This is a genomic window from Tropicimonas sp. IMCC34043, from assembly GCF_003390845.1.
In the GTDB taxonomy this organism is placed as follows: domain Bacteria; phylum Pseudomonadota; class Alphaproteobacteria; order Rhodobacterales; family Rhodobacteraceae; genus Tropicimonas.
Genome location: NZ_QMEK01000005.1, coordinates 236,326 through 262,819 on the forward strand (window position 1 = coordinate 236,326; position 26,494 = coordinate 262,819).

Annotated in this window: 25 protein-coding genes and 1 pseudogene; 13 read left to right on the top strand and 13 right to left on the bottom strand. The window is 64.2% G+C overall.

Going from position 1 to position 26,494, the window contains the following annotated elements:
- Positions 1 to 18: 18 nt before the first annotated feature.
- The 4 genes from DQG17_RS17285 to DQG17_RS17300 all read left to right on the top strand — a co-directional run bounded on the left by DQG17_RS17285 (position 19) and on the right by DQG17_RS17300 (position 4,405).
- Positions 19 to 891, top strand: coding sequence for a carbohydrate ABC transporter permease (locus tag DQG17_RS17285; protein WP_116134125.1), 873 nt, complete (start codon positions 19 to 21; stop codon positions 889 to 891).
- Position 892: 1 nt separating this feature from the next.
- Complete coding sequence (locus tag DQG17_RS17290; protein WP_116134126.1) at positions 893 to 1,723, top strand: carbohydrate ABC transporter permease; 831 nt, start codon at positions 893 to 895, stop codon at positions 1,721 to 1,723.
- A 12-nt stretch (positions 1,724 to 1,735) separates the two neighbouring features.
- Positions 1,736 to 2,740, top strand: coding sequence for an ABC transporter ATP-binding protein (locus tag DQG17_RS17295; protein WP_116134127.1), 1,005 nt, complete (start codon positions 1,736 to 1,738; stop codon positions 2,738 to 2,740).
- 177 nt (positions 2,741 to 2,917) lie between these two features.
- Entirely contained in the window at positions 2,918 to 4,405 is a 1,488-nt protein-coding gene (locus DQG17_RS17300) for a mannitol dehydrogenase family protein (protein WP_116134128.1), read from the top strand.
- Positions 4,406 to 4,506: 101 nt separating this feature from the next.
- On the opposite strand, the gene DQG17_RS17305 is transcribed toward DQG17_RS17300, so the two are convergent.
- Genes DQG17_RS17305 through DQG17_RS17325 form a run of 5 tightly spaced genes read right to left on the bottom strand, consistent with a single transcriptional unit; the run spans position 4,507 to position 8,743 of the window.
- Positions 4,507 to 5,703: an aminotransferase class V-fold PLP-dependent enzyme gene (locus tag DQG17_RS17305; RefSeq protein WP_116134129.1), complete on the bottom strand. Its 1,197-nt coding sequence runs from the start codon at positions 5,701 to 5,703 to the stop codon at positions 4,507 to 4,509.
- A 16-nt stretch (positions 5,704 to 5,719) separates the two neighbouring features.
- A complete protein-coding gene (locus tag DQG17_RS17310; protein WP_116134130.1) occupies positions 5,720 to 6,490 on the bottom strand; it encodes an amino acid ABC transporter ATP-binding protein in 771 nt (256 codons plus the stop codon).
- Positions 6,491 to 6,495: 5 nt separating this feature from the next.
- Positions 6,496 to 7,146: an amino acid ABC transporter permease gene (locus DQG17_RS17315; protein ID WP_116134131.1), complete on the bottom strand. Its 651-nt coding sequence runs from the start codon at positions 7,144 to 7,146 to the stop codon at positions 6,496 to 6,498.
- Entirely contained in the window at positions 7,139 to 7,810 is a 672-nt protein-coding gene (locus DQG17_RS17320) for an amino acid ABC transporter permease (RefSeq protein WP_116134132.1), read from the bottom strand. Before DQG17_RS17320 ends, DQG17_RS17315 begins: the two co-directional genes overlap by 8 nt.
- A 57-nt stretch (positions 7,811 to 7,867) precedes the next feature.
- Positions 7,868 to 8,743: a transporter substrate-binding domain-containing protein gene (locus tag DQG17_RS17325; protein WP_116134133.1), complete on the bottom strand. Its 876-nt coding sequence runs from the start codon at positions 8,741 to 8,743 to the stop codon at positions 7,868 to 7,870.
- Between the two features lie 130 nt (positions 8,744 to 8,873).
- Between DQG17_RS17325 and DQG17_RS17330 the strand changes: the two genes are divergently transcribed.
- Positions 8,874 to 9,644, top strand: a complete 771-nt coding sequence (locus DQG17_RS17330; protein WP_116134134.1) for an IclR family transcriptional regulator — start codon at positions 8,874 to 8,876, stop codon at positions 9,642 to 9,644.
- A 31-nt stretch (positions 9,645 to 9,675) separates the two neighbouring features.
- On the opposite strand, the gene DQG17_RS17335 is transcribed toward DQG17_RS17330, so the two are convergent.
- Positions 9,676 to 10,161 (bottom strand): RidA family protein, encoded by a 486-nt coding sequence (locus DQG17_RS17335; RefSeq protein ID WP_116134135.1) that lies wholly within the window; start codon positions 10,159 to 10,161, stop codon positions 9,676 to 9,678.
- A gap of 312 nt (positions 10,162 to 10,473) precedes the next feature.
- Between DQG17_RS17335 and DQG17_RS17340 the strand changes: the two genes are divergently transcribed.
- Genes DQG17_RS17340 through DQG17_RS17350 form a run of 3 tightly spaced genes read left to right on the top strand, consistent with a single transcriptional unit; the run spans position 10,474 to position 13,220 of the window.
- Entirely contained in the window at positions 10,474 to 11,472 is a 999-nt protein-coding gene (locus tag DQG17_RS17340; protein WP_116134136.1) for a TRAP transporter substrate-binding protein, read from the top strand.
- A complete protein-coding gene (locus tag DQG17_RS17345; protein WP_198666171.1) occupies positions 11,473 to 11,976 on the top strand; it encodes a TRAP transporter small permease in 504 nt (167 codons plus the stop codon).
- A complete protein-coding gene (locus DQG17_RS17350) occupies positions 11,973 to 13,220 on the top strand; it encodes a TRAP transporter large permease (protein WP_116134137.1) in 1,248 nt (415 codons plus the stop codon). The genes DQG17_RS17345 and DQG17_RS17350 overlap by 4 nt, the downstream gene beginning before the upstream one ends.
- A 9-nt stretch (positions 13,221 to 13,229) precedes the next feature.
- Here DQG17_RS17350 and DQG17_RS17355 read toward each other — a convergent pair whose 3' ends face one another.
- From DQG17_RS17355 to DQG17_RS17365, 3 genes are read right to left on the bottom strand one after another with little or no spacing between them, the layout of a single operon-like run.
- Positions 13,230 to 14,510, bottom strand: a complete 1,281-nt coding sequence (locus DQG17_RS17355; protein WP_116134138.1) for a TRAP transporter large permease — start codon at positions 14,508 to 14,510, stop codon at positions 13,230 to 13,232.
- Positions 14,511 to 15,002: a TRAP transporter small permease gene (locus DQG17_RS17360; RefSeq protein WP_116134139.1), complete on the bottom strand. Its 492-nt coding sequence runs from the start codon at positions 15,000 to 15,002 to the stop codon at positions 14,511 to 14,513.
- Between the two features lie 52 nt (positions 15,003 to 15,054).
- Positions 15,055 to 16,056, bottom strand: a complete 1,002-nt coding sequence (locus DQG17_RS17365) for a TRAP transporter substrate-binding protein (RefSeq protein WP_116134140.1) — start codon at positions 16,054 to 16,056, stop codon at positions 15,055 to 15,057.
- A gap of 340 nt (positions 16,057 to 16,396) precedes the next feature.
- Between DQG17_RS17365 and nadA the strand changes: the two genes are divergently transcribed.
- From nadA to nadC, 3 genes are read left to right on the top strand one after another with little or no spacing between them, the layout of a single operon-like run.
- Positions 16,397 to 17,437, top strand: coding sequence for a quinolinate synthase NadA (nadA, locus tag DQG17_RS17370; protein WP_116134141.1), 1,041 nt, complete (start codon positions 16,397 to 16,399; stop codon positions 17,435 to 17,437).
- A 13-nt stretch (positions 17,438 to 17,450) separates the two neighbouring features.
- Positions 17,451 to 19,019, top strand: coding sequence for an L-aspartate oxidase (locus DQG17_RS17375; RefSeq protein WP_116134177.1), 1,569 nt, complete (start codon positions 17,451 to 17,453; stop codon positions 19,017 to 19,019).
- Positions 19,016 to 19,864, top strand: a complete 849-nt coding sequence (gene nadC, locus DQG17_RS17380) for a carboxylating nicotinate-nucleotide diphosphorylase (RefSeq protein ID WP_116134142.1) — start codon at positions 19,016 to 19,018, stop codon at positions 19,862 to 19,864. Before DQG17_RS17375 ends, nadC begins: the two co-directional genes overlap by 4 nt.
- 108 nt (positions 19,865 to 19,972) lie before the next feature.
- Here the strand turns inward: nadC and DQG17_RS17385 are convergent, their stop codons facing one another.
- Genes DQG17_RS17385 through DQG17_RS17400 form a run of 4 tightly spaced genes read right to left on the bottom strand, consistent with a single transcriptional unit; the run spans position 19,973 to position 23,680 of the window.
- Positions 19,973 to 20,998, bottom strand: a complete 1,026-nt coding sequence (locus DQG17_RS17385; protein ID WP_116134143.1) for an ABC transporter ATP-binding protein — start codon at positions 20,996 to 20,998, stop codon at positions 19,973 to 19,975.
- Entirely contained in the window at positions 20,998 to 21,777 is a 780-nt protein-coding gene (locus tag DQG17_RS17390; RefSeq protein ID WP_116134144.1) for an ABC transporter permease, read from the bottom strand. The genes DQG17_RS17385 and DQG17_RS17390 overlap by 1 nt, the downstream gene beginning before the upstream one ends.
- A complete protein-coding gene (locus DQG17_RS17395) occupies positions 21,774 to 22,637 on the bottom strand; it encodes an ABC transporter permease (protein ID WP_116134145.1) in 864 nt (287 codons plus the stop codon). Before DQG17_RS17395 ends, DQG17_RS17390 begins: the two co-directional genes overlap by 4 nt.
- An 8-nt stretch (positions 22,638 to 22,645) precedes the next feature.
- Entirely contained in the window at positions 22,646 to 23,680 is a 1,035-nt protein-coding gene (locus DQG17_RS17400) for a PotD/PotF family extracellular solute-binding protein (protein ID WP_116134146.1), read from the bottom strand.
- A gap of 338 nt (positions 23,681 to 24,018) precedes the next feature.
- On the opposite strand from DQG17_RS17400, the pseudogene DQG17_RS17405 reads away from it, so the two are divergent.
- Positions 24,019 to 24,243: pseudogene (locus DQG17_RS17405) on the top strand (IS110 family transposase); the annotation flags it as partial.
- Positions 24,244 to 24,806: 563 nt separating this feature from the next.
- Entirely contained in the window at positions 24,807 to 26,483 is a 1,677-nt protein-coding gene (locus tag DQG17_RS17410; protein ID WP_198666172.1) for a sulfotransferase family 2 domain-containing protein, read from the top strand.
- The last annotated feature ends 11 nt before the right edge of the window (positions 26,484 to 26,494 follow it).

A 26,494-nucleotide genomic window follows, 5' to 3' on the forward strand; every position in this document is an offset into this window, starting at 1 on the left:
CTTGTCGAGGAGCCGGCCATGGCCACCCAACATTCCCGTGCCGCTGCGCGCGCGATGCTCTCACCCTCGGTGCTTCTGCTGCTTGCCTGGATGATCATCCCGCTGTCGATGACGCTCTACTTCTCGTTCCTGCGCTTCAACCTGCTGATGCCCGGGATGGAAGAATGGGCCGGTTTCGACAATTACCGATATTTTCTGACCGACCCCGCCTTCTGGTACGCCATGCGCAACACGCTGGTTCTGGTTGGTGGCGTGCTGGTGATCACCATTGTCGGCGGCACCCTTCTTGGGCTGCTGCTCGACCAGGATTTCTTTGGCCAGGGCATTGTCCGGGTGCTGGTGATCGCACCGTTCTTCGTCATGCCCACCGTCTCGGCGCTGGTCTGGAAGAACATGTTCATGAACCCGGTCAACGGGTTGTTTGCCCATTTCGCCCAGGCGCTGGGGCTGCAACCTTTCGACTTTCTGGCCCAGGCGCCGCTGCTTTCGATCATCGTGATCGTGGCGTGGCAATGGTTGCCCTTCGCCACGCTGATCCTGCTGACCGCGCTGCAGTCGCTTGACAGCGAACAGCTTGAGGCCGCCGAGATGGACGGGGCAAGCCCGCTCAGCCGCTTCATCTATATCGTGGTGCCGCACCTGTCGCGCGCCATAACCGTGGTGATCCTGATCCAGACAATCTTCCTGCTGTCGGTCTTTGCCGAGATCCTGGTCACGACCAACGGCGGTCCGGGCTATGCCTCGACCAACCTGACCTACCTCGTCTACGTCCAGTCGCTGCTGCAGTTCGACGTTGGCGGCGGATCGGCCGGGGGCGTCGTCGCCATCATCCTCGCCAATATCGTTGCGATCTTCCTGATGCGGATGATCGGCAAGAATCTGGAGTCCTGACATGGCACGCAAGGTAACATCCCGCCGCATGGCGATCGTCACCGTCGTGGCTTGGGCGGTGGGTTTCGCGATCTTCTTCCCGATCCTGTGGACGATCATCACGAGCTTCAAGACCGAGGCGGAAGCCATTGCTTCTCCGCCGAAATTCCTGAACTTCCACTGGACGCTCGAGAATTATATCACGGTGAACGAGCGGTCGAACTACTTCCGCCACTTCATGAACTCGGTGGTGATATCGGTCGGCTCGACGCTGCTTGCCCTGCTGATTGCGGTGCCGGCGGCCTGGTCCATGGCCTTCGTGCCCTCCAAGCGCACCAAGGACATCCTGATGTGGATGCTCTCGACCAAGATGCTGCCGCCCGTCGGCGTCCTGATCCCGATCTACCTGATGTTCCGCAACCTCGGGCTTCTGGATACCCGCACCGGTCTGGTGATCGTGCTGACGCTGATCAACCTGCCGATCGTGATCTGGATGCTCTATACCTACTTCAAGGAGATCCCTGTCGATATCCTTGAAGCCGCACGGATGGACGGTGCGTCTCTGAAGTCCGAGATCATCTATGTCCTGACCCCGATGGCGGTGCCGGGCATTGCCTCGACACTGCTGCTGAACGTCATCCTCGCCTGGAACGAGGCTTTCTGGACGCTCAACCTGACGGCGGCCAAGGCCGCCCCGCTCACTGCCTTCATCGCCAGTTACTCCAGCCCCGAAGGGCTGTTCTATGCCAAGCTGTCGGCGGCCTCGACCATGGCCATTGCGCCGATCCTGATCATGGGCTGGTTCAGCCAGAAACAACTCGTCCGCGGCCTGACGTTCGGCGCCGTGAAATAGGGGGGGAGACCTATGGGACAAATCACACTCAACAAGGTTCGCAAGGCATTCGGCGACGTGGAAGTCATTCCGCCGCTCGACCTGCGGATCGAAGACGGAGAGTTCGTGGTCTTCGTCGGGCCTTCGGGCTGCGGGAAATCCACGCTTTTGCGGCTGATCGCGGGGCTCGAGGATGTCTCGAGCGGCGCGATCGTGATCGATGGCAAGGACGCCACCGACGTGCCGCCCGCCAAGCGCGGGCTTGCCATGGTGTTCCAGTCCTATGCGCTTTATCCGCATATGTCGGTGCGCAAGAACATCGCCTTCCCGCTCAAGATGGCGGGGCTCAGCAAGTCCGAGATCGACAAGCGGGTCGACAATGCCGCGCGGGTTCTGAACCTTGCGGCCTATATCGAACGTAAGCCGGGCCAGCTTTCGGGCGGTCAGCGTCAGCGGGTGGCGATCGGGCGTGCCATCGTGCGCGAACCTTCGGCCTTCCTGTTCGATGAACCGCTGTCGAACCTCGATGCGGCGCTGCGGGTGAACATGCGGCTCGAAATCTCCGAACTGCACAACACGCTCGCCACCACGATGGTCTATGTCACGCACGATCAGGTCGAGGCGATGACCATGGCCGACAAGATCGTGGTGCTGCAGGCCGGCCGGATCGAACAGGTGGGATCGCCGCTGGATCTGTACCGGACCCCGTCGAACAAGTTCGTCGCAGGCTTCATCGGCAGCCCCAGGATGAACTTCATCGAAGGACCGGAAGCTGCAAAGTACAATGCCCATACCATCGGCATCCGCCCCGAACACCTCGATGTTTCCAACACCGAGGGTGCCTGGAAGGGGGTTGTGGGGGTCTCGGAACATCTGGGTTCCGACACTTTCGCCCATGTGCTCGACACGGGTCTTTCCGAGGGCATGACCGTCCGTGCCAGCGGCGAGGTTGCGCTCAACCACGGCGATACGGTCTTCATGACGCCGCAGCCCGACAAGATCCATCGCTTCGACGAGCAGGGTCTGAGGCTGTCATGACAGGGGCCGAAGGCTCACCCGCGGCGCAGATCCGCGCCGCAGCCTTCGCCGCCCATTTCTGCAAGGTCGACGGCGGCCAGCGAATACGCTGAGCCGCCGCCATCGGGGCGCGGCAAGCGCGCCCCGGACGACACCCAGGGCGGCATCATCGACCGTCCGATCCGAACGGAGGCCAAGATGACCACGACACTTTCCCGACTTTCCCGCGCCACACTGGGCGCGCTTCCCGCCGGGGTCGCAGCGCCCGGCTATGACATCGATGCGGTGACGCCCGGCATCCTTCACGTGGGGCTCGGCAATTTTCACCGGGCGCATCAGGCGGTCTATCTCGACGATCTGTTCGCCAAGGGGCTCTCGCACGACTGGGGCATTCTCGGCGCCGGGGTCATGGACTATGACGCCGAACAGCGTAAGGCGCTGATGGCGCAGGACTGCCTTTACACCGTGGTCGAACAGGATGGCGCGGGCGACGCGGCGCGCGTGATCGGGGCCATGCGGGGCTTCCTGCCGGTCGAGCCGGGCTGTGCCGCGATCCTTGCGGCGATGGCCGACACGACGATCCGCATCGTGTCGATGACGGTGACAGAGGGCGGCTATTTCATCGATCCCGCAACCGGGGTGTTCGACCCGAGCCAGGCCGCGATCCGCCACGACATTGCCAACCCCGACAGGCCGAAAACGATCTTCGGCGCCATCGTGGCGGGCCTCAAGGCGCGCCGCGCCGCCGGCGAGGTGCCCTTCACGGTCATGTCCTGCGACAACGTTCCCCACAATGGCCGCGTCGCCCGCGACGTGGTGGTGGGGATCGCCGAGGGTCAGGACACGGCGCTTGCCGCCTGGATCAAGGACACTGTCGCCTTCCCCAATGGCATGGTCGACCGGATCACGCCCGCGACGACCGAAGCGCGGCGCAAGTACCTGCGCGACACCTTCGGGGTCGAGGATGCCCGGCCGGTGTTCTGCGAGCCGTTCCGGCAATGGGTGCTGGAGGACAAGTTCACCGCCGGCCGGCCGAAGCTGGAAGACGTGGGCGTGCAGTTCGTGCCGGACGTGACGCCCTATGAGAACATGAAGATCCGGATCCTGAACGGCGGCCATGCCTGCATCGCCTATGCGGGCCATCTGATGGGCTGCCACTATGCCCACAACGCGATGGAGCATCCGCTGGTCTCGGCCTTCCTCGAAAAGGTTGAACGGGACGAGATCATTCCGGTGGTGGCGCCGGTGCCCGACACCTCGCTTGAAGACTACTTCACCCTGATCCGGCAGCGGTTCTCGAACCCCAGGATCGAGGACGAGATCCGCAGGCTCTGCCTTGACGGCTCGAACCGGCAGCCGAAGTTCATCGTGCCCTCGGCACGCGACAATCTGGCGAAGGGCCGCGCGGTGCCCGGCCTCGCGCTCGAAAGCGCGCTGTGGTGCCGGTACTGCTATGGCGAGGACGAACAGGGCGTCGTGATCGAACCGAACGATCCCGATTGGGACCGGTTGACCAGGCAGGCGCGGGCGGCGCGGGACAATCCCGCCGCCTGGCTTGAGATGGGCGACATCTATGGCGACGTCGCCAAGGCCGAGGCGTTCCGCGCCGATTTCATCGGCTGGCTGAACCGGCTTTGGGCCGAGGGTACCGAGACGGTCGTGCGCGACTATCTGGGGAAGGCCTGAAGCCGCCCTGCCCCGGCCGTTTCGGGGGTGGCCGGCCGGGGCAGGTATTTGGACCAAGAAGAAGACGCCGGGGGTTCGGCCCCGGCGATGGTCCGTGGTGGTCAGTCGGGCCAGGCGAGCCAGCCTGCGGCGCTGCGGCGCGGGGTGTCCATGGCATAGTCCGGGCGCGGGGCGGCCATCAGGGAGATCAGCGCCTCGGCCACCACCTCGGCCTCGCCCGGGTGCAGGTTGCAGGGATCGAGGAAGAAATGGCCAAGCTCGGCCTCGTGGTTGCGCACGATCACCGGCGGTTCGGCTGCGGCAAGCGCGCGGGCAAACCCGGTGGCGGTGAAGCCGCTTTCGGGCAGGACCCGCACCTCGACCCGGTCGAGCGGGTTTGCGGTCGGGTCGGGCACGATCCTCGCCTGCAGGCCGGGCATCCCGGCAAGTGTGCTCATCCACAGATCGAGCGCGGATTGTTCGCGGGCGCGGATCCCTGTGTGATCGCGCCGTTCCCAGGCGTCGAGGGCTGCCATCACGCCGGCGATGCTTTCCTTGCCGACCTTCATGCCGCGGCCGATGCCGTGGTTCTGGATATAGGCCGCGCGCACCAGATCCTTGCGGCCCGCAACAAGCCCCGAGGTCGGCCCGGACAGGAACTTGTGGCCCGAATAGACCACGAGGTCCGCGCCTTGCGCGAGGAACACCCGGAGGTCGTATTCCGACGCCGCATCGACGATGACCGGGATGCCCCTGGGCTTGCAGATCGCGACGACCTCGGGCAGCGACAGCATCCCGTATTGCGCCGAATGGTGGGTGACGACGTGCAGCACCGCCGCCGTCCGGTCGGTGATCGCGTTCGCGATGTTGAAGGGCATGGTCGAGCTGACGGTGCCGGCCAGCACCACCTTGCCGCCGGCGAGCCGCACCGACTGGTCGATCGGCGCGCCATAGTTCACCGAATGGCCGAGTTGCAGGATCACCTCGTTCGGGCGCCCGCCGGTGTCGTCGGGCAGCCGTTCGACGGCGAGCAGGTCGTCGCCGGTGATCGTACCCGCGACCGCCATGCTGATGCCGGCGGCGCAGCAGGCGGTGACAAAGCCCGCCTCGCCGCCCGTCAGGCGGGAAATCGTCGCGCTGGCGCGGCGCTGCAGGTCGTCCATCTCGATCCATTCGGGCGCGATCTCGGCCATCGCCGCGATGGCTTCGGGGCCGATGATCGAGGCGCCGAGAAAGGTCATGGTTCCCGAGACATTGACCACCTTGCGAAGGCCGAGGCGGCTGCGGATGTCGGAGTTGGTGAGGGTCGGCGGGGTCATGTCAGCTCCAGAGAGGTCAGAAATAGGAGGCGCGGAAACGCGCCAGGAAGGCCGCGAGGCGGGGATAATCGTCGGCGTTGGCCAGAAGCTCCCTCGGTTCGCCCTCGGCCGCGATCCGGCCGTCGGCCATGAAGACGATGCGCGAAGAGGCATCGCGGGCAAAGGCGATCTCGTGGGTGACCATCAGCATGGTCATGCCCTCGGCGGCAAGCGCGCGCACCACCTCGAGCACCTCGCCGACAAGCTCGGGGTCGAGGGCCGAGGTGATCTCGTCGAGCAGCAGCACCTTTGGCTCCATCGCAACGGCCCGCGCGATACCCACACGCTGCTGCTGGCCGCCCGACAGTTCGGCCGGCAGGCTGTCGGCCTTGTGGGCAAGCCCGACCCGGTCGAGCCAGGTCTCGGCGATGGCGCGGGCCTCGTCGCGCGATTTGCGGCGGACCTTGCGCAGGCCCAGCATGATGTTCTCGGCCGCGGTCAGGTGCGGGAACAGGTTGAAGCTTTGAAACACCATCCCGGTCTCGGCCCGCATCCGTGCCAGCGTGCGTTCGTTGCGGCGCTGGCCGGGGGCGGAAAAGCCGACCTCTTCGCCATCGATCCGGATCGAACCGGCATCGTAGCTTTCAAGGAAGTTGACGCAGCGCAGCAGGGTGGTCTTGCCGCTGCCCGAGGGGCCGATGACGGTCACAACCTCGCCGCGCCCGACGTCGAGGTCGACGTCTTTCAGAACCTCGATCTCGCCGAAGGATTTCCGCAAGCCGCGGATCGAAAGCAGTGGGTCGGTCATATGGATCAGGCCTGCATGAAGGAGAACCGCCGTTCGAGCCGTCGCGACAGCGCCGAGAGCGAGTAGTTGATGACGAAATAGATGAACGCCCCGAGGATATAGAGCGGCAGCGCCTCGTAGGTGCGGCCGATCACCTGGTTGATCGAATGCATCAGGTCGGTGACGCCGAGCAGCGACACCAGCGCACTGCCCTTGACCGCATCGGTCACGCCGTTGATCCAGGGCGGCAGGAACCGGCGCAGCGCCTGGGGAAAGATCACATAGCGCAGGCGTTCGGCGAATGTCAGCCCGATCGCCATGCCCGCCTCGGTCTGGCCGCGCGGGATCGATTGCACCGCGCCGCGGAGATATTCGATCACCTGCGCGGTCTTGAACAGCGTCAGCGCCGTCACCGCGGCCCAGAACGCGTCAAAGTCGATGCCGATGGCCGGGAAGCCGTAATAGACGAAGAACAGCAGCACCAGGATCGGGATGCCGCGGATGGTGTCGGAAAACAGCCGCACCAACAGCCGCAGCGGAAGTGCGCCATAGATCAGCGCACAGCCGAGCAGGACGCCTGCGACAAGCGAGATCCCGACCGTCAGCGCGGAGACGACGAGCGTGACCCAGAGCCCGCCGAACAGGAACGGGATGGCATAGACGATCTGCTCAAGCATGGCGGCCGACCCGGAAACGACGCTCCAGCAGGCGCAGCAGGAACAGCAGCAGATAGCCGGTGACAAGATACATGGCGGTCGCGATCAGATAGGCCTCGACGATGCGGAAGGTGTTGAGGTTGATCCATTGTGCGCCCCAGGTCAGTTCGGGCACGGCGATGACCGAGGCGACCGAAGTGTCCTTGAAGAGCGAAATGAAGGTGTTCGACAGCGCCGGCAGGATGATGCGGATCATCGCCGGCAGCCGGACCGAGGTGAAGCGCTGCCAGGGGGTCAGGCCCAGTGCCTTGCCGGCGTCGATCTGGCCCTTCGGGATGGCCTCGAGCCCGGCGCGAAACACCTCGACCAGATAGGCGCCGGAATAGACCGACAGCGTGACGACAAACGAGGTCGCCGCGTCATAGCGGATATCGACCGCCTGCGGCAGGCCGTAGAACACCAGATAGACCAGAAGGATCAGCGGCACGTTGCGGATCGTCTCGACATAGGCCGCGATTACGCCGCGCAGCCAGCGCCCGCCCGAGACATGGGCGAGCGCCAGCACCAACCCGATCAGCACGCCGATCGCGATCGAGATCACGGCTAGTTCGAGGCTGAGCAGCAGCCCGCCCCACATCTTGTCGAAGTTCCGCCAGACCACGGCGAAGTTCAGGTCGTATCCCATGGCAATCTCCGGCGGGGGGCCGCGGCGGGGGGGCGCCGCGGTTGACAGGTTCGGCGCTCAGATCGTCGGGAAGCCCGGCGTGCGCGTCGGCGGCTCGAGCCCGAAAAAGGTCTTGAAGGCCGCGTCATAGAGCGTGGTCTCGTGACCGAACATGGCGATGGTGAAAGCCGTGTTGACGAAGGTCAGCCAGTCGAGGTCGCCCTGCTTCATCGCTGCGCCATAGAGCATCGAGCGCCATTGCTTGCCGGAATCGAAATAGCGGTCGGGGTTCTTCGCCACCAGCCAGCGCACCGTCGAAAGATCGACCACCGCCGCATCGGCGCGCCGCGAGTCGACCGCCTGCAGCACGTTTGCCTGGGTGTCGAGCTGCATCACCTCGGCCTCGGGCAGCGCCTCGTGCACCGCCTCTTCGGCGCCGACGTTCTGCAGGATCGAGACCCGCGCCTTGGATCCGATGGTCAGCAGGTCGTCATAGCTCTTGATCTCGTTCCCTGGGCGCGAGATCAGCGCCACGCCCTCGACGTAATAGGGGCGCGAGAAGTTCACAAGCTGGGCACGCTGGCCGCTCATGGTCATGAACTGGCATACGATGTCGACCTTGCCGGTGTTGACGTTGGGGATCCGCTGGGCCGGATCCTGCAGCACGAACTCGACCTTGGTCTCGTCGTCGAACAGCGCCTTGGCAAGGATCCGGCCCATGGTGATGTCCATGCCGACCAACTCGCCCGCGTCGTCCTCGAAATGCCAGGGCGCGTTGGTCGATCCGGTGCCGACCAGCACCTTGCCGCGGTCGATTACCTTCGGCAGCAGGCTGTCCGCGGCCGATTGTGCCGCCGCCTCGCCGGCTGTCAGGACCAGCGATCCGCCCGTCACGCCGGCCGAGGCCAGCCCGAAGGCGCCGAATTTCAAAAAGTCTCTGCGTAGCGAAGTCATGTGAAATCTCCTGTCGGATGGTTTCTGGTTGCTTGCGTTATTCAGTAATTATATCCATTCGGGCGGAACACCGGCGCCGGGGCCGCGCTCAGGGCGGCGCCGGGCCGAGGGGAAACAGGGGGGACGCATCATGGATCAGGCCACCGCGCCCCGCACCCGGACCAGCGGTATCGACCGGACGCTGCAGATCATGGACATCCTTGCCGAACGCAAGGTGGCGATGTCGGCCTATGACCTGGCCAAATCCGCGGGCGCGCCGGTCTCGACCATCTACCGTCTGGTCGATGAACTGGTTGAGCGTTCGATGTTGACCCGGCAGCCCGACAACATGATTTGGCTGGGGCCGCGGCTGATGCGCTATGGTCTGGTCTATCGCGCCCAGATGGATGTGTTCTCGCTGGCCCAGCAGGAGATGCAGCGCCTGGTCGATGCGACCGGCGAGACGGTGCAGATCTGTGCACGCGACGAGGGCATGATGCTGGTGATCGGCATGGCCCATGGCGAGGGGCATTTCCGCGTCGCCTCGGCGGTCGGAACGCGGGTGCCGCTGAACTGGACCGCCTCGGGGCGGCTGCTTCTGGGCCACCTTGGCGACGAGGATCGGCGCGCGACATTCGCCGCGACCGCGCGGCCCTCGAACACCGGCATGGCCGAAACCGACCCCGACGTTCTGTCGCGGCAGGCGCGCGAGGATTTCGAGAACCGGCTTTCGGTGCAGTTCAACGCATCGGAATTCTCGGTGGCCTGCATTGCAGCCCCGATCCGCGACGAATCCGGTGCCTGCGTCGCGACGATCTCGATCGTGGTGCCGGACCGCAAGGCCGAGGAGCGCAGCGAGGCATTGTCGGTCGCGGTCCGCGATGCTGCGGCGTCGGTCGAACGCTCGCTTGGGCGCCACTGATCCAAAGCGCGCAGGGGACGGCATCGGGCGGCTAACCGGCATGTTCGAAGATCGCCTCTATCTCGACCGTGATCCGATTGGGCAGCGAGGCGACGCCGAGCGACGATCTGGCGTGAATTCCGGTCTCGCCGAATATCTCGGCCAGAAGCTCGGAGGCGCCGTCGATGACAAAGGCATGGCGCGCGAAGTCTGGCGTCGCGTTGACCAGTCCCAGCAGCTTGACCACCCCGCCGACCGCGTCGAGCCCGCCGCAATGGGCCCTGAGCGCCGCCAGAATGTTGACGGCCACGAGCCTTGCATGGCCGCGCGCCGCCTCGGCCGAGACATCGTCGCCCACCCTGCCCTGCATCAGGCTGCCATCGGCAGACACCGGCCCCTGCCCCGAAACGAACAGCAGATTGCCCGAGCGGCGCACATTGGCAAAGCTGCCGATCGGGGCTGGCGGAACCTGTGGCAGGGCGATGCCGCTGTGCGCCAGTCGCGCTTCGGGTCCTTGGGACGGGTCTGAGGCGGCCATTGTTACACGTCGTCCCTCGGGTTTTCCGGCTTCCGCACCGCCCGATTTGCAGCCCGGTGGTGCCGCGATGGCGGAATGTCATTATTATGGAGCATAGTTCCGAATAAAGTATGTTTCGGAACCACCCACCTGTCAAGGCCCAGCCGTGCGCGGCGCTGCGTTCTCGGGTCCTGACATGCGCGCCAAGGTTGTGTGACGCCACGTCAGTATCGGCTCTTGACGCCTTGACGGGCCCCGGACGCCATCGCTGGTTGACCTTCTCACGCGGCTGAATGATGGAGGGACGCCTGATTTTCGGAGGAGACTCACACAATGCTCAGACGTAATTTCCTTGCCTCGGCCCTTGGCGCGGCGATGGTCCTCGGCGCAATGCCGGCCACCGCACAAGGTTTTGACGACATGAAACCCGTGACTCTGCGGCTTGCCCATGTGGTGACCGAACAGGACGGGTTCCACATTGCGGCGATGAAGTTCCGCGATCTCGTCGCCGAACGCACCGACGGCAAGGTGACGATCGAGATCTTCCCGAACGCCTCGCTCGGCGACGAACGCACGTTGCTGGAAGGCATGCAGATCGGCAGCGTCGACATGGGCATCATCACCAACGGTCCGGTCGCGAACTTTGTCGAACCGATGGCGGTGTTCGAACTACCGTTCCTGTTCCCCTCGCGCGAAGCGGCCTATCGGGTGCTTGACGGCGATGTCGGGCAGGAGCTGCTCGACCGGCTGTCCGAGGTGAACCTCAAGGGCCTCGCCTATGCCGAACGCGGGTTCCGCAACCTGACCAACAGCCAGCATCCGGTGGCCACCCCCGCCGACATGGACGGGCTGCGTATCCGCGTGATGGAAAACCCGGTCTATACCGACACGTTCCGCGAACTTGGCGCCAACGCGATCCCGATGGCCTGGACCGAGGCGCTGACCGCGATGCAGCAGGGCACCATCGACGGCCAGGAAAACCCGGTCGGCGTGGTCTATTCCTTCAAGCTCGACGAAACCCAGAAATACATGACCATGACCCGGCACACCTATGCCCCGGCGATCTTCGTCATGGGGATGCCGGCCTGGAACAAGCTTCCCGAGGCTGCGCAGGACGTTCTGGTCCAGTCCGCCCGCGATGCCTCGGCCTTCGAGCGCGCCTATAATGCCGATATGGAGGCAACCCAGCTCGAAGAGCTGAAGGCCAATGGCATGGAGGTCATTGAGGACGCCGACCTGACCGCGTTCAAGGAAGCGGTGGTGCCGGTCTACGAGAAATACGGCGAAGCCTTCGGCGACTACCTCGACCGCATCAATGCGGAGCTGAACTGAGTGCTCAGGCTGGCCGAGGGGATCGATCGTGCAATCGGCGCCGCGCTGCGCCCGCTGCTGTTTGCGGGCATGGCGGCGCTGATCGTGTCGATCACGCTGCAGGTCGTCACCCGCGTGTTCTTTACCGCCTTCGGCTGGACCGAGGAAGTCGCACGCTTCCTGCTGGTCTGGCTGACCTTTCTCGGCTCGGTCTATGCCTGGCATGAACACCGCCACATCGCGGTGACCGTTCTGGTCGAACGCCTGCCCGACGCGGCGCGTCGGGCGGCCACCATTGTCGCCCTTGTGCTCGCGCTCGCGTTTTTGCTGTCGCTCGCCTGGGTCGGGTACGAATACATGTCGATCCAGAGCTTCCAGAAATCGGCGGCAATGCGGCTGCCCATGTCTTATGTCTATGCGATCATCCCCGTTTCCGCGCTGCTGATGGCCTGGTTCTGCCTGTCGGACCTGCTGCGCGCGATCCTGGCGGGCAAGACCCCGGAATTCGCGGAGCCTGCCGAATGAGCCTTGTCCTGCTCGGTCTTTTCGCGCTGTTTCTGGTGCTCGGCCTGCCGGTGGCGCTGGCCATCGGTGGGGCGACGCTGATTTCGATGCAGGCCGGCGGCGTGCCGCTTCTGGTGCTGCCGCAACAGATGTTCTCAGGGATCAACAGCTTTGCGCTGGTCGCGGTGCCAATGTTCATCCTTGCCGGTGACATCATGGCCCAGGGTCAGGTCAGTGCCCGGTTGATCGCGCTTGCCGACGCGTTGATCGGGTTTCTGAAGGGCGGGCTGTCCATCGTCTCGATCCTGGCGGCGGTGTTCTTTGCCGCGATCTCGGGCTCGGGGGCCGCGACCACGGCCGCGGTCAGCGCGACGCTGGTGCCCGAACTGACCCGCAAGGGCTATGACCCGGCCTCGGCGGCAAGCCTGATTGCCGCGGGCGGCACCATCGGTGTCGTCATCCCGCCGTCGGTTCCGATGATCATCTATGCCGTCATCGCGCAGGAATCTGTCTCGAAACTGTTCCTCAGCGGCTTCATCCCGGGCGTCGCCATGGCAATCGGACTGATGGCGATTGCGCTGATCCAGGGCCATCGCCGCGCCTATCCCAGCGGCGGCGCGGTTTCCGTCACCCGGATATTTCGCACCTTCCTGTCGGCCTTCTGGGGGCTGATGACGCCGGTGATCATCCTTGGCGGCATCTTCTCGGGCGTCTTCACCCCGTCTGAGGCGGCGGTGATCGCGGTCAACTATGCGCTGTTCGTTTCGCTGGTGATCTATCGCGACATGCGCGCGAGCGACGTCTATCGGCTGTTCATCCGCTCGGCGATGACCACGGCCGTCATCATGTTCGTGATCTCGGCCTCGGCCGCGCTCAGCTGGCTCTTGTCGAACTGGCAGGTTCCGGCGCAGATCGCCGGCGCCGTGCTGTCGCTGTCCTCGAACACCTTCGTCATCCTGACGCTGATGCTGCTGCTGATCCTGCTGACCGGCGTCTTCATCGAAACCGCCTCGGCCCTGATCATCCTGACGCCGATCCTGCTGCCGCTGGCGCTGCAGCTTGGGCTCGACCCGGTGCATTTCGGCATCGTCATCGTGATGGGGCTGGCAATCGGCATGATCACGCCGCCGGTCGCGATCAACCTCTATGTCGCGACCTCGGTGACGGGGCTCGGGCTCGAACAGATCTCGAAGGCCGTGCTGCCCTATATGGCGGTGCTGATCGTGGTGCTGTTTCTGGTCACCTTCGCGCCGCTGGCGTTCTAGGTCCCTGCCCTATCCCCCCAGCAGCCGCGGCACGATCAGCGACAGGCCGGGGATATAGGTCACGAAGGCCAGCACGATCAGGTTGACGACGACAAAGGGAAACACGCCCGCGACGATGCTCATCACGGGTTTTCCAAGCGTCGAGGACGCGACGAAGATGTCGAGCCCGAAGGGTGGCGTGATCATTCCGATGCAGATGTTCAGCGTCACCACCATGCCGAAATGCACCGGGTCGATGCCAAGCGCCATGGCGGCCGGGAACAGCGGCGGCACCAGGATCAGCAGCGCCGAATTCGGGTCGATGAACATGCAGGCGATCAGGAAGGTGATGTTGACCACCATCAGGAACAGCACCGGCCCGGCGTGGATCGCCTCGAGAAACCCGATGATCTCGGTCGGGACCCGGGCGAGCGTGACGAAAAACGACAAAAGCCCCCCCATCGCCAGCAGCACGAAGATGATCGCGGTGGCGATGGCGCTTTCCTCGGTGATCCGGAACAGGTCGCGCAGCGTCAGTTCGCGGTGGATCAGGGCCTCGACCATGATGGCATAGACCGCACTGACGGCGGCGGCCTCGGTCGGGGTGAACAGCCCCGAATAGATCCCGCCAAGGATGATTGCCGGCATCCCCAGCGCCCATTTCGCGTCAAGGATCGCGCGGCCCCGCGCGGCCCACATCTGCTGTTCTGCCACGCTCACGCCATCCCGCCGCGCCTCCCACAGCACGAACAGCGCGAAGGCGAGGCCAAGAAACAGCCCGATGGCAAGTCCGCCCGCAAACAGCGATGCGATCGAGGTGCCGGTCATCCAGCCATAGATGATCAGGGTGATCGAGGGCGGGATCAGCAGCGCGGTCTCGGCGCTCGCCACCAGCAGGCCCAGGCTGAAACGATCTGAAAACCCGGCCGCCCGCATCTCGGGATAGACCATCCGCCCCATGGCGGCGACGGTTGCGGGCGCCGATCCGCTGACCGAACCGAAGGCCATCGACCCGCCGACGACCGTCAGGCCGATGCCGCCCGGCAGATGCCCGACCATCGCCTGGATCACGCCGACCAGACGCCGCGCGATCTGGCCCGAGGCCATCAGGTTCGCGGCAAAGATAAAGAACGGGATCGCGAGCAGCGTCGCGTGGTCGATGCCGCCGAACACCTTCTGGATCACCACCGGGTCGGGAAGTTTCGGGAAATAGGCCGCCTTCACCGCCAGCGCCGGAACGCCGAGCACCAGAAACATCTCGAACCCGGCAGCCAGCATCACCGCGGCGAGGATCATGATCGCGATCAGCATTCACGCCCCTCCGGTCTGGTGGCGGGTAATCACCCCGGCGAGCCGCAGGCCATAGCGCAGCGCGAGCAGCGCAAAGCCGATGACCGGCGCCATATAGACCCAGCCCATCGGCAGGCCGAGCGTCGGGCTGGTCTGGCCCGTCTTCAGCACGAAGGCGACCAGTTGCAGCCCGAGCCAGGACATATAGACCGAAAACACCAGCCCCACCGTGTCGATCACCGCGCAGAGCACTCGCAGAGCGGCTGGCGGCAGCCGGTTCTGCAGCGTGTCGATGCTGACCTGCTTGCCGCGTTCCAGCGCCAGACCGAGGGCGAGGAAGACGAGGAAGATGTTGAGGATCCGCGTCGCCTCCTCGATCCAGGCAAAGCGGCTGGCAAAGACGCCGCCAACCTCGCGGGTGACGACGCCAAGAAAGAACAGCGCCACCATGCTCAGAAGGATCAGCACCAGCAGCGACCGTTCGGCCAGGCGCAGAACGCGCAGGATGGTCATGGCCTGCCTGTGAAAAGCGGCCGGCCGCCGGGGCCGGCGCCTGGGGCCCGGCTCACTTGCCGGTCTCGTCCGCGTAGATTTGCAACAGCGTCGCGCCATCCTCGCCGGTCTTGTCGAGATAGGCCTGCGAAGCCGGGGCGAACATCACATCGCGGAACGCCGCACGCTCCTCGGGCGAGGCGATGCGCACGTTGGTGTCGCTCGCCTCGATGGTCTCGAGTGCCGCCGCGACCGCCGCCGCCTTGTGGGCGCGCAGCTCTGGCACCGCCTCGTTGAAGGCATCGACGATGACGGTCCGGTATTCCTCGGGCAGGCTCTCCCACCACATCGGGTTGAACAGCACCACATCCTCCATGGCGCCATGTTCCGACACCACGAGGTAATCCTGCACTTCGTAGAATTTCATGTTGAGGATGGTGTCGAGCGGGTTTTCCTCGCCGTCCACGACGCCCGTTTGCAGCGCCGTGTAAAGCTCGCCAAAGGGCAGCGCGATGGCCGAGGCGCCAAGGGCACTGAACTGCTCGATCAGGATCGAGCTGTCCATCACCCGGAATTTTTGCCCGGCGAATTCCGCGATGTCGTCAAGCGGCTTGTTCGATGTGAAGTTCTTGGTCCCGTTGGGCCAGAGCGCAATCGCCTTCACGCCCTTGTCGTCGAAGGAGGCAAGCAGCGCCTGCCCGAACGGTCCCTGGCGCAGCGCCTGTGCCGCGTCGCCGTCGGCCGGGATCAGATAGGGGATGTCGAGCACCGAGACGAGCGGGTTGAAACCGCCCAGAAACGCCGCGGGCGACACCGTCGCCTCGATCGCGCCAAGCTGCACGCCTTCGGTCATCTGCCGCTGGTTGCCCAGCTGGCCCTGCGGGAAGATCTGGAACTCGACCGCGCCGCCGGTCCGCTCGTTGACGAGGGCGGCGACCTTCTCGAGCATCACGTTGCGGCTTTGCGCCGGCGATTCCAGATGGCCGATCTTGGCCACATAATCCTGGGCCGAAGCCGCCGAACCAAGGGCGAGCGTTGCCGCAAGGCACCCCGCCAGAACGAAATGATGCGACATGAACTGTCTCCCTGTCTGATTTTATCTGCCCGCCATGAACGGGTGCCTTGACCTTTTCCTCTAATCGAACACCGGACCGGGGATTGCAACGGCAGCAGGCGTGGCAAAGCAAGCCCGGCGGGAAATGCCCAAAATTCGGTCTTTTGTCACCGCGGCCGGCAACCTTTGGCCGGCATCTTTCCCGGGATTGCCCGCGGAACCATGCCATCGCCGGTTTCCGCGACGTCCGCACATTGATCCTCCCGCGGAATGGGTGTTAGGGACCGAAATTCGGGGCTGCCGGGCAAAAGCTGTGCCGGATGGCCGGGGACTGGGGAGAGGGCGCGACCAGGTGCTTGACATGTCTGACAAGGGCGCGCTCCTGCGCGAGCACTACGATCTTGCGCCATCGCTCGATCTGGCCTGCGAGATGCAGGATACCTATGACCGGATGAAGCGGGTGGTTCCGCTGCCCGACTGGGCGATCCACGCGCCCTATGTGGCCGCGATCAACCGCTTGAAGCGCGAGCGCGGCGCGGTGATCCTTGCCCACAACTACATGACGCCCGAGATCTATCATGGCATCGCCGATTTCGTCGGCGACAGCCTGCAGCTTGCCGTCCGAGCGACCGAGGTCGAGGCCGAGGTGATCGTCCAGTGCGGCGTGCATTTCATGGCCGAGACCTCGAAGATCCTGAACCCCGCCAAGACCGTTCTCATCCCCGACACCGAAGCGGGTTGTTCGCTCGCCTCCTCGATCACTGCCGAGGGCGTGGCCGCAATGCGGGCGCAATACCCCGGCGCGCCGGTCGTCTCCTACGTCAACACAACGGCCGAGGTGAAGGCCGCCTCGGACATCTGCTGCACTTCGGCCAATGCGCTGCAGATTGTCGATGCGATGGAGTCCGATACCGTCATCATGACGCCTGACCAGTATCTGGCGCAGAACGTCGCCAATGCCTCGACCAAGAAGGTGGTGTTCTGGCCGGGGTCGTGCATCGTGCACGAGCTTTACACCGCCGAGGACATCCGCGCCTATCGCGACGGCCATCCCGGGGTCGCGATCATCGCCCACCCGGAATGCACGCCCGAGGTGGTGGCCGAGGCCGATTTCACCGGCTCGACCAGCGGCATCCTCGACTGGGTCGCGCGCAACCGCCCGGCCGAGGCGATGCTGGTCACCGAATGCTCGATGGCCTCGAACATCGCCGATGCGTTGCCCGACGTGGCCTTCTCGAAGCCCTGCAACATCTGCCCCTACATGAAGAAGATCACGCTGGAAAAGGTGCTGTGGTCGCTGCATTCGATGACCACCAGCGTCGAGATCGACGCGGCGGTCGCGGTGCCCGCGCGCGCCGCGGTCCAGCGGATGATCGACCTGTCGCGCCGTCTTGGCCTTTGAGCCCGTCGGCCGCGTGAACCCGCTTTCGACAGACCGGGTCGTCATCCTCGGTGCCGGGCTTGGCGCGCTTTATGCCGCCATCAGCCTTGCCCCGCGCCCGGTCCTTGTGATCTCGCCCGAACCGCTGGGACTTGGCGCCAGTTCGGCCTGGGCGCAGGGCGGGGTCGCGGCGGCAATGAACCCCGAGGACAGCGCCGAAAGCCATGCCGCCGACACCGCGCGCGCGGGCGCAGGCACCGTCGATCCCTCCGTCGCCCGCTCGGTCACGGCCGAGGCGCGCGATCATATCCTCGGTCTGACAGCGCTTGGCACGCCGTTCGACCGCACCGGGGCGGGCAGCTATGTGCTGTCGCGCGAGGCCGCCCACAGCTTTGCCCGCGTCGTGCGCGTGAAGGGCGATCAGGCCGGCGCCGAGATCATGGCCCGGCTGATCGCGACGGTCGCGGAACTGCCGTCGGTGCAGGTTCTGGAAGGGGTGATGGCCGTCGGGCTTTCGACCGAGGATGGCGCGGTGACAGGTGTTTTCGTGCAGCCATCGGATGCCGCGGGCGGTGCCCCGGTTCTGATCCGCGCCCCGGCCTGCCTGCTTGCCGGTGGCGGATCGGCCGGGCTCTATGCGATCACCACGAACCCGCCGCGGATCCGCGGGCAGGTCATCGGCATGGCCGCGCGCGCTGGCGCGGTGATTGCCGATCCCGAGTTCGTGCAGTTCCATCCCACCGCCATCGACGTGGGCGAGGACCCTGCCCCGCTTGCCTCCGAGGCTTTGCGCGGCGAAGGCGCGGTGCTGGTCAACCGTCTGGGCGAGCGGTTCATGACGGCCGAGCACCCCGACGCCGAGCTTGCCCCGCGCGACATCGTCGCCCGCGCGGTCTTTGCCCAGACCAAGGCGGGGCTGCGCCCGATGCTCGACACCCGTGCAGCCCTTGGGGACAGGGTCGAGACGCTGTTCCCGGCGGTGGCCGAGGCGTGCCGGCGCAACGGCATCGACCCGGTGGCCCGGCCGATTCCGGTTGCCGCTGCCGCGCATTACCACATGGGGGGCATCCGCACCGACGACCGCGGCCGGGCCAGCCTTGGCAGGCTCTGGGTCTGCGGTGAGGCGGGCTCGACCGGGCTGCACGGTGCCAACCGGCTGGCCTCGAACGGTCTGCTCGAGGCGATGGTCTATGGTCGCCGTGCCGCCAGCGATATTGCCGAGGTGCTTGGCCCGGCGCCCGATACCTTGCCCGAACTTGTCGTCGATTTTGAAACCGGAGGCGAGCCTGCGGATGACGCGGCGGTGGCGGCGCTGCGGCAGGTGATGACCGACAAGGTCGGGGTGATCCGCAATGCTGCGGGCCTGACGTCCGCGCTGCGCGCGATTGCGAAGCTCGAACGCGACCATGGAACGGACGAGAGCTTTCGCAACATGACCGCGACCGCGACACTGATTGCGGCTGGCGCCCTGCTGCGGCAGGAAAGCCGTGGCGCCCATTGCCGCGACGATTTTCCCCGGCCGCTTGCCGAAGCGACCCGCACCATGCTGACCCTGCAGGCGGCGCTGGCGCTGCGGGACAAGACAGAGCAGGAGCCTCAATGACCCCGACGAACGTGCCCGACCTGATCCTCGAACCCATGGTGCGCGGCGCGCTGCTGGAGGATCTTGGCGCCTATGGCGATGTCACGACGCGGGCGGTGATTCCCTCCGGCACCCGCTATCGCGCCGAGCTGCGGGCGCGCGCGTCAGGGGTCGTCTCGGGAATGCAGATCGCGGCGCTGGCCTTCCGCCTTGTCGATCCCGCGCTGACCGTCACCACCCGGGTGCCGGACGGCAGCCCCTGCGGGCCCGGCGACGTGCTGATGGTGATCGAGGGCGACGCCGCCGCGATCCTGTCGGGGGAGCGTGTGGCGCTGAATTTTGCCGGCAGGTTGTCGGGGATCGCGAGCCTGACCGCGCGCTTTGTGGCCGAGACCCGTGGTACCAAGGCGCGCATCACCTGCACCCGCAAGACCACGCCCGGCCTCAGGATCGCCGAGAAACTCGCCGTGCTGCATGGTGGAGGCGCGAACCACCGGTTCTCGCTGTCGGACGCGATCCTGATCAAGGACAACCACATCGCCGCCGCAGGCGGTGTCCGTCCGGCGCTGCAGGCCGCCCGCGCCGCCGCCTCGCACATGATGGTGATCGAGATCGAGGTCGACCGGCTCGACCAGCTCGACGAGGCTCTGGCGACCGGCGGTGCGACGGCCGTGCTGCTCGACAACATGGATTGCGCGGCCCTGCGCCGGGCCGTCGATCTGGTCGCGGGGCGGCTCGTGACCGAAGCCTCGGGGAACATGCAGCTCGACCGGATCGCCGAGGTTGCCGCGACCGGCGTCGATTTCATCTCGGCGGGCGCACTGACCCATTCGGCGCCGACGCTGGATCTGGGGCTGGACTTCTGAGGCAGGCCGGTTTTGTTCATTCATAACATTTAGTATTGCTGCAAACTAATTGTTATTATGGCGTATTTTAAAGATCTACGAGGTGACGTCTGATCTGTCCGAAAGCCTCTATGCCCGGTCGATGGGGATCGTGTCGGCCCTGGCCCAGCCAAGCCAGACCTCTGTGTTTTCAGGCAGTTGCGGCAGGTCGCGGTCGCGCGCGACGACCTTCCAGGTCTCGCCCAGGACAGCGACGATGCAGGTGGCCATCGAGCCGGCAAAGACCCGGCTTACCAGCCGCCCGGGCAGCAGGTTCTCGGCCGCCGCGATCGGGCCCGGCGAAAGCGTCAGCGCCTCGGGCCGGACGGCATGGGCCGCGGCAGAGGTCAGCGACAGCCGGGCGCCATCCGGCAGCGGCACTGGAAGCGGATCTGGCAACAGGTTGGCCTCGCCCAGAAATCTTGCGGTGAAGGTGTCGATGGGGGCGTTATAGACCTCGCGCGGCGGCCCTGCCTGCACCAGCCTTCCGTCGCGCAGGATACCGATCCGGTCGGCCAGCGTCAGGGCTTCTTCCTGATCGTGGGTGACAAAGATCGTGGTGATCCCGACCTCGCGCTGGATACGTTTAAGTTCTATCTGCATGTCGACCCGTAATGCCTTGTCCAGCGCCGATAAAGGCTCGTCCAGCAGCAGCACCTTCGGGTTCGTCACGATGGCGCGCGCCAGCGCCACCCGCTGACGCTGACCGCCCGACAATTCGCGCGGGCGCCGGGCGCCAAGGCCTGAAAGCTGCACCAGATCCAGCGCCTCGCCGACCCGGCGGCGCTCCTCGGCCCGGCTGACGTGGCGCACGCGCAGGCCGAAACCGACATTTTCGGCCACGGTCAGGTTCGGGAACAACGCATAGTTCTGGAACATCATGCCGATCTCGCGCTTTTCGACCGGCACCCGTTCGACCGGCTGGCCGGCGATGCGCACCCTGCCCGCCTGCGGAAACAGGAACCCCGCGATCACCCGCAACAGCGTGGTCTTGCCGCTACCCGACGGCCCCAGCAGCGCGAAGAACCCGCCATTGACGAAATCGAGGCTCACGTCGTCAAGCGCGGTCATCTCGCCGAACCGCATGGTGACGCCCGCAACTGAAACCTCGGCCATCAGCGATGTCCCCCGAAGCTGAAGAACCGCGCGACAACCAGCATCAGTGCCATCGAGGTGACGATGATCAGGGTCGAGACGGCGTTGATCTCGGGCGTGAAGCCCTTGCGGATCGCGGTATAGATCAGGACGGGCAACGTGGAATCCCCCGGTTTCGACAGAAAATACGACACCACGAACTGATCGAAGCTGACCGCAAAGGCAAAAAGCGCCCCGGCGACGATCCCGGGCGCGATGGCGGGCAGTGTCACCCGCCGCGTGACGGTCCAGGGCCCGGCACCAAGTGCGCGCGCCGCCTCCTCCAGCGTGATGTCGAACCCCGCGAGCCGGGCATTCACCACGACAATCACATAGGGCAGCGCCAGCGCCACATGGCCGATCAGCACCGCGGGCGTGCCGCGCCCGAGCCCGATGGCGAAAAAGAAGATCAGCATCGCCGTGCCGGTAATCAGCCAGGGGATCGCGATCGGCGGGAACAGCAACAGCTTCAGCAGGCGCTTTCCGCGAAAGTCATGGCGAAACAGCGCCAGCGCGGCCGCGGTCCCAAGCGACGTGGCAATGATCGTGGTCGCAACCGCGATCAGGACCGACCGGGTCGCGGCGTTCCGGATCGCCGCATTCTCCGCCAGATCGTGATACCAGCGGGCCGAAAATTCGAACGGCAGCTGATAGAACGGCGAGGCGTTGAAGCTCATCGCCGCCATGACGAGGATCGGCGCATAGAGGAAGATCAGCACGAGGCCGAGCCACATCAGGCCCGCAAGCCGCAGTCCGGTCATGTCAGCCCCCGCCGCAGCACCGGGCTGGAAAGCCCGAGGATCGCCAGCACCACCGCCAGCAGGATGAACGACAGCGCGGCCCCGAGCGGCCAGTTGAAGACGGCGACGAACTGATCCTCGATCACTGTGCCGAAATAGGTGCCGAACCGGCCGCCGAGGATCCGCGGCTCCATGAACGAACCGACGACGGGAACGAAGACCAGAACCGCCCCGGCGATCAGCCCGGGCAGCGACAGCGGCAGGATCAACCGGCGCAGGATGGTGATCCGTCCGGCGCCAAGCGCGCGGGCGGCGTCGAAAATGTCGTCCTCGATCGCCTGCAGCGCCAGATAGCTGGTGAGGATGACGTAGGGCAGATAGGAATGCACCAGCCCGATCACCACGGCCGCCGGCGTGAACATCAGCCCCAGCCGCACATCGAAGGGCAGCAGCGCGTCCAGCGTCCGGTCGAGCACACCATTGCCGCGCAGCACGATGGCCCAGGAAAAGACCCGGACCAGAGAATTCGACCAGAACGGCAGGATCACCAGCAGAAACAGCGCCTCGCGCGCCCGACCCCTGATCTGGCGGGCCAGCACCAGCGCGCAGGGAAAGCCGATCAGGACGCAGAGCAAGGTGACCCAAAGCCCGAGCCGGATCGATTTCCACAGCAACAGCGCATAGGTCGGTGTCTCGAAGAAATCCCTGTAATTCTCAAGCGTTGCGCGCGGGCTTTCTGTACCGAAGGGCGCCGCGGTCAGGAAGCTGAAAAACAGCATCGCCGACAGCGGCAGGAAGACCGCGAGCGTCAGCCACAGATAGGCGGGCGCGAGCAGCCCCGCCGCCCGCCGTCCGTCGCCCGGGATCGGCGCCTGCGCCATCCCCGGTCCTATTGCCGTGCTTTCAGGCCCTGCCAGAGCTCAAGGTACGTCTCGCGCGTCGCATCATCGACAGGCTTCTGGAACTGCACCCGCGCCACCACGTCCGGATCGCCCAGCACCCGCTTGTTGAACGATGTGTCCGCGAGCGCCTCGGCTGCGGCGGCATTGGCCGAGGCAGGCGCGCCTTCGGCATCCCATCTGGTGTAGAAATCGGGGTCGATCATCCAGTCGATGAACTGGGTGGCGGCGTCCTTGTGGGTCGAACTCGCCGGGATCGACAGCCCGTCGAGCCAGGCAACCGCTCCCTCCTTCGGCACCACGAAGGCAACCGGCAGCCCCATGTCGGCCGAGCGTGCCGCCGAGCCGGACCAATAGGTTGCGAGGTCAAGTTCATCTGCCGCCATATACTGGTTCCAGTCGTTCTCCGAGCTCCAGAACGTGCGGATCTGCGGCATCAGTTCATTCAACTTCTTCTCTACCGAATCCAGATCCTTGACATCGTTTATGTTCTGTCCGGTCGCCAGCGCTCCGAACTGGACCGCCTCGAGCGCGTCATCGCGGATCGACACCCGGCCCTTGTGGGCGGGGTCCCAGAATACCTGTATCGTGTCAGGAGCGGTCTCGAAGGCATTGGTATTGATGGCAAACGAGGTCAGTCCCCAGGTCCATGGCACGCCATAGACCGCATCCTCGATCACCAGTTCACTGTCGGTCGTGAAGCCGTTGGAAATATTTTCGAAATTCGTCATGGATGTGGTGTCGATCGGCCCGATCAGCCCCTCGTCCTTCGCCTGCCGGGTGAAGGCGGCGTTGATCAGCACCACGTCATAGGCGCCGGGATTGGTGCGCAGCTTGGTCAGCATCTCCTGTTCGGAGGTGAAATATTCGTGCAGCACGGTATTGCCGGTCGCTGCCGCATAGGCCTCGACCGCCCAGTCGAGGTCGGTGCCATAGCCCTGCCAGTTCAACACGCGGATCTCGTCGGCCGTGGCAGAGCCCGCGGCGAGTGCCAGAAGAGAGGTCAGAAGCAGATGTCGGGTCATGGGAGTCCTCCACAAAGAGTCTGGATACAGGCTAGCCGGTTTCGCCGGTCGACGGCAATGTGAGGACGCCGTGATAGCGAAACTGCGCTGCCGAGACGGTCTGCTCCAGTACGCAAGAACGACGCTGGGATGCAGGCCGCACGTCCGCATCGGATCGCGATCGTGGCGACGACTCGGAAACTCCTGCTCGCACTCAGGGGCTACGCCGAACACGGAGTAGTGCCCGCCGGAGCCGACATTCGCGCGAAGGCCGCTGCAGGGCGTCGATGATGTGATCGCGCCACGGCGGCATCGATGTGCCAACGTGGGTCTGCGATGAACCACAAAGGCGGACGATCATATCGGAGATTATCACAGTAGAGCTTAATCTGGCGAAGAACGTGTTTCGGGTTCATGGAACTGACGGCACAGGTCGAGCGGTCTTGCGCAACAAACTGCGGCGAGCGCAGTTGCTGGGGTTCTTCAGTCAGGTGCCATCTTGTGTCGTCGCCATGGAGGCAAGCGTTGGCGCACATTTCTGGGGCCTTGAGATCGACAAGTTGGGCCATGAAGTGCCGCTCGTCAGCGTATTCCGGAACATCGAGACTCAAGCCCCGGACCTGAAAGCTGCCGCCTGACATGAAACCAATGCTATAGCTAATCGCGGTAGCGAGCTGGTCGAAAAACCACGACCACCTCTTACATCGAGACGTTCTACAACCCGAAGCGCAAAAACACGAACAACGGCATGCTGTCACCCGTTGACTTCGCGACCAGACAGCAGAAACTGAACGAGGCAGGCGTCTAGGTAATAGGGGCACCTCATTCAGCGTCGGCATCACGGCCTCTTGCCGCTTGATCGTCCCGATAATCTGCGCTTCGGTGAGGCGGATTTCCTTCTTCGCGCGCTCTTTCGTGGATGGGCAGACTTTACTTTGGATTCAGGGAACTTCCGGGGGGGGGCGAGCAGTGGCCGTAAACCCATGCCCCATTGTCAAGCCCGAAAGAGGGTTGATTGTGTGGCAGACGAGGGAGTAAGCGGGAGAACGTTCGATGTGAACGACAATCATTCGGAGCCGCGAAAGCGTGTGCTGGCAGCGAGATGTTAGTTTTTCACGATATAACCCCTCCTCTCAAGGCGTCAGAAATGTCGCTTGAAGACGTGGCGAAGTACCTGGGTTTTGAACCCAAATGGATCAATTACCTTGTCAACGTCGACGACCAACGCAGGGTGGTTTATTTCGAGACGCCTAAGGTCGGCTGCACCACAATCAAACTTCTCATGCAGGAAGCGTATGTCGGCAGAAAGATCGACTTCGGACCGGACCCATATCTGGTCCACGATCGCGGCCGCTCGCCCTTGCTGCAGCTTGGGCCGATGTCGCCTGAAGATCGCGCAGAGGCATTGTTTGGCGCCTCATTCTCCCGTTTCGGGTTTGTTCGCCATCCGACCCGGCGTGCCATCTCTGCCTACAGGGACAAATATGCCAACCTCAACAATCCGGAACGGGAACATCATCTTTTTCGCATCGGTCTGAAAGCGGAGGACGACCCCAGTCTGCTTGAGGTGCTTGAGCGCATGAAGGACTTGGGTGACATCGGCCGAGATATCCACTTCATGACACAGAACTTCCTGCTTGGTTCTGGCCATGTGAATTTCGACTTCGTTGGCCGCTTCGAGACATTTGGCGAAGACCTGGAGACCATCCTGTACCATCTCTATCCAGGCACGCGGTTTGACCTGGGGGAAAATAGCGCCTTTACGGCAAGACACGCCACCGGAGCGGATCTGGCGCAAATAAGTGCCCAGGAGGAGCAACTGATCTATGAGATGTACCGCGACGATTTCGAGCGCTTTAACTATTCACCGCTGCATATGAATTCGCCGGTGGTGGTACCAAACACGGCGGCAGACGATCCTGGGCCTGCGAACAAGCCCTTGACGACCGATGCTGCAGAGCAACGATCGATTCAGGAACCCGGGAATGCCGCGGCCCCCACTGTCTTTCAATGCGACTGGTTCGAATGGAAAGTCGGTCAGGGGTTGGCGCAGGCGAAGAGCGAAGATACCTCCGCGTTGCAGGCAACTGAACGCGAATTCTTCAATCTTCTGTTCATCGAACTGCTTGAGCGGCAAAAAGAAGGACGTGGCCAGACACGGGACCTAATCGAGTTTTTTTCGTTTGCAATAGCTAACATAGACCGTAGCCATGCCCAAATCCTCCAAGATCTTTGGGTCCTTTTTATGACCAAAGAGAAGCGCATGGGCTACTTCGTCGAGTTTGGCGCGTGTGATGGCATCTCGCTCAGCAATACGCTCCTGCTCGAGCGGGATTACGACTGGAACGGAATTCTGGCTGAACCCAACCCGAACTGGATCGATCGTCTCAAACAAAACCGAAAGGTTTCGATCGACACGGATTGCGTTTTTCCAGTCTCCGGCAAGACGGTTACCTTTCAATGTGTGATGGACGAACCCGAACTGTCCCGAGTAAGTGAATTCGTCCCCAACGATGTCCACGAGCGTCACGGAAATCGTAAGAACATGCAGATCGTGGATGTGCAGACAGTGTCACTTCAAGACCTTCTCCTGCGACACGGCGCGCCGAACAAGATCGATTTCATGTCGGTTGACACCGAAGGGTCCGAATTTGAGATTCTCAGCCAGTTCGACTTCGACAGGTTCGACGTCCATCTTTTGGCAGTGGAACATGCCGGCGACGAAGACAAGCGAGAGAAAACCCGCGCACTGCTTGAGGGCCGAGGCTACAAGCTGTGGTATCCAGAGTTTTCGCGATGGGATGACTGGTTTTATCGCGAATAGGTCGGTGGGTT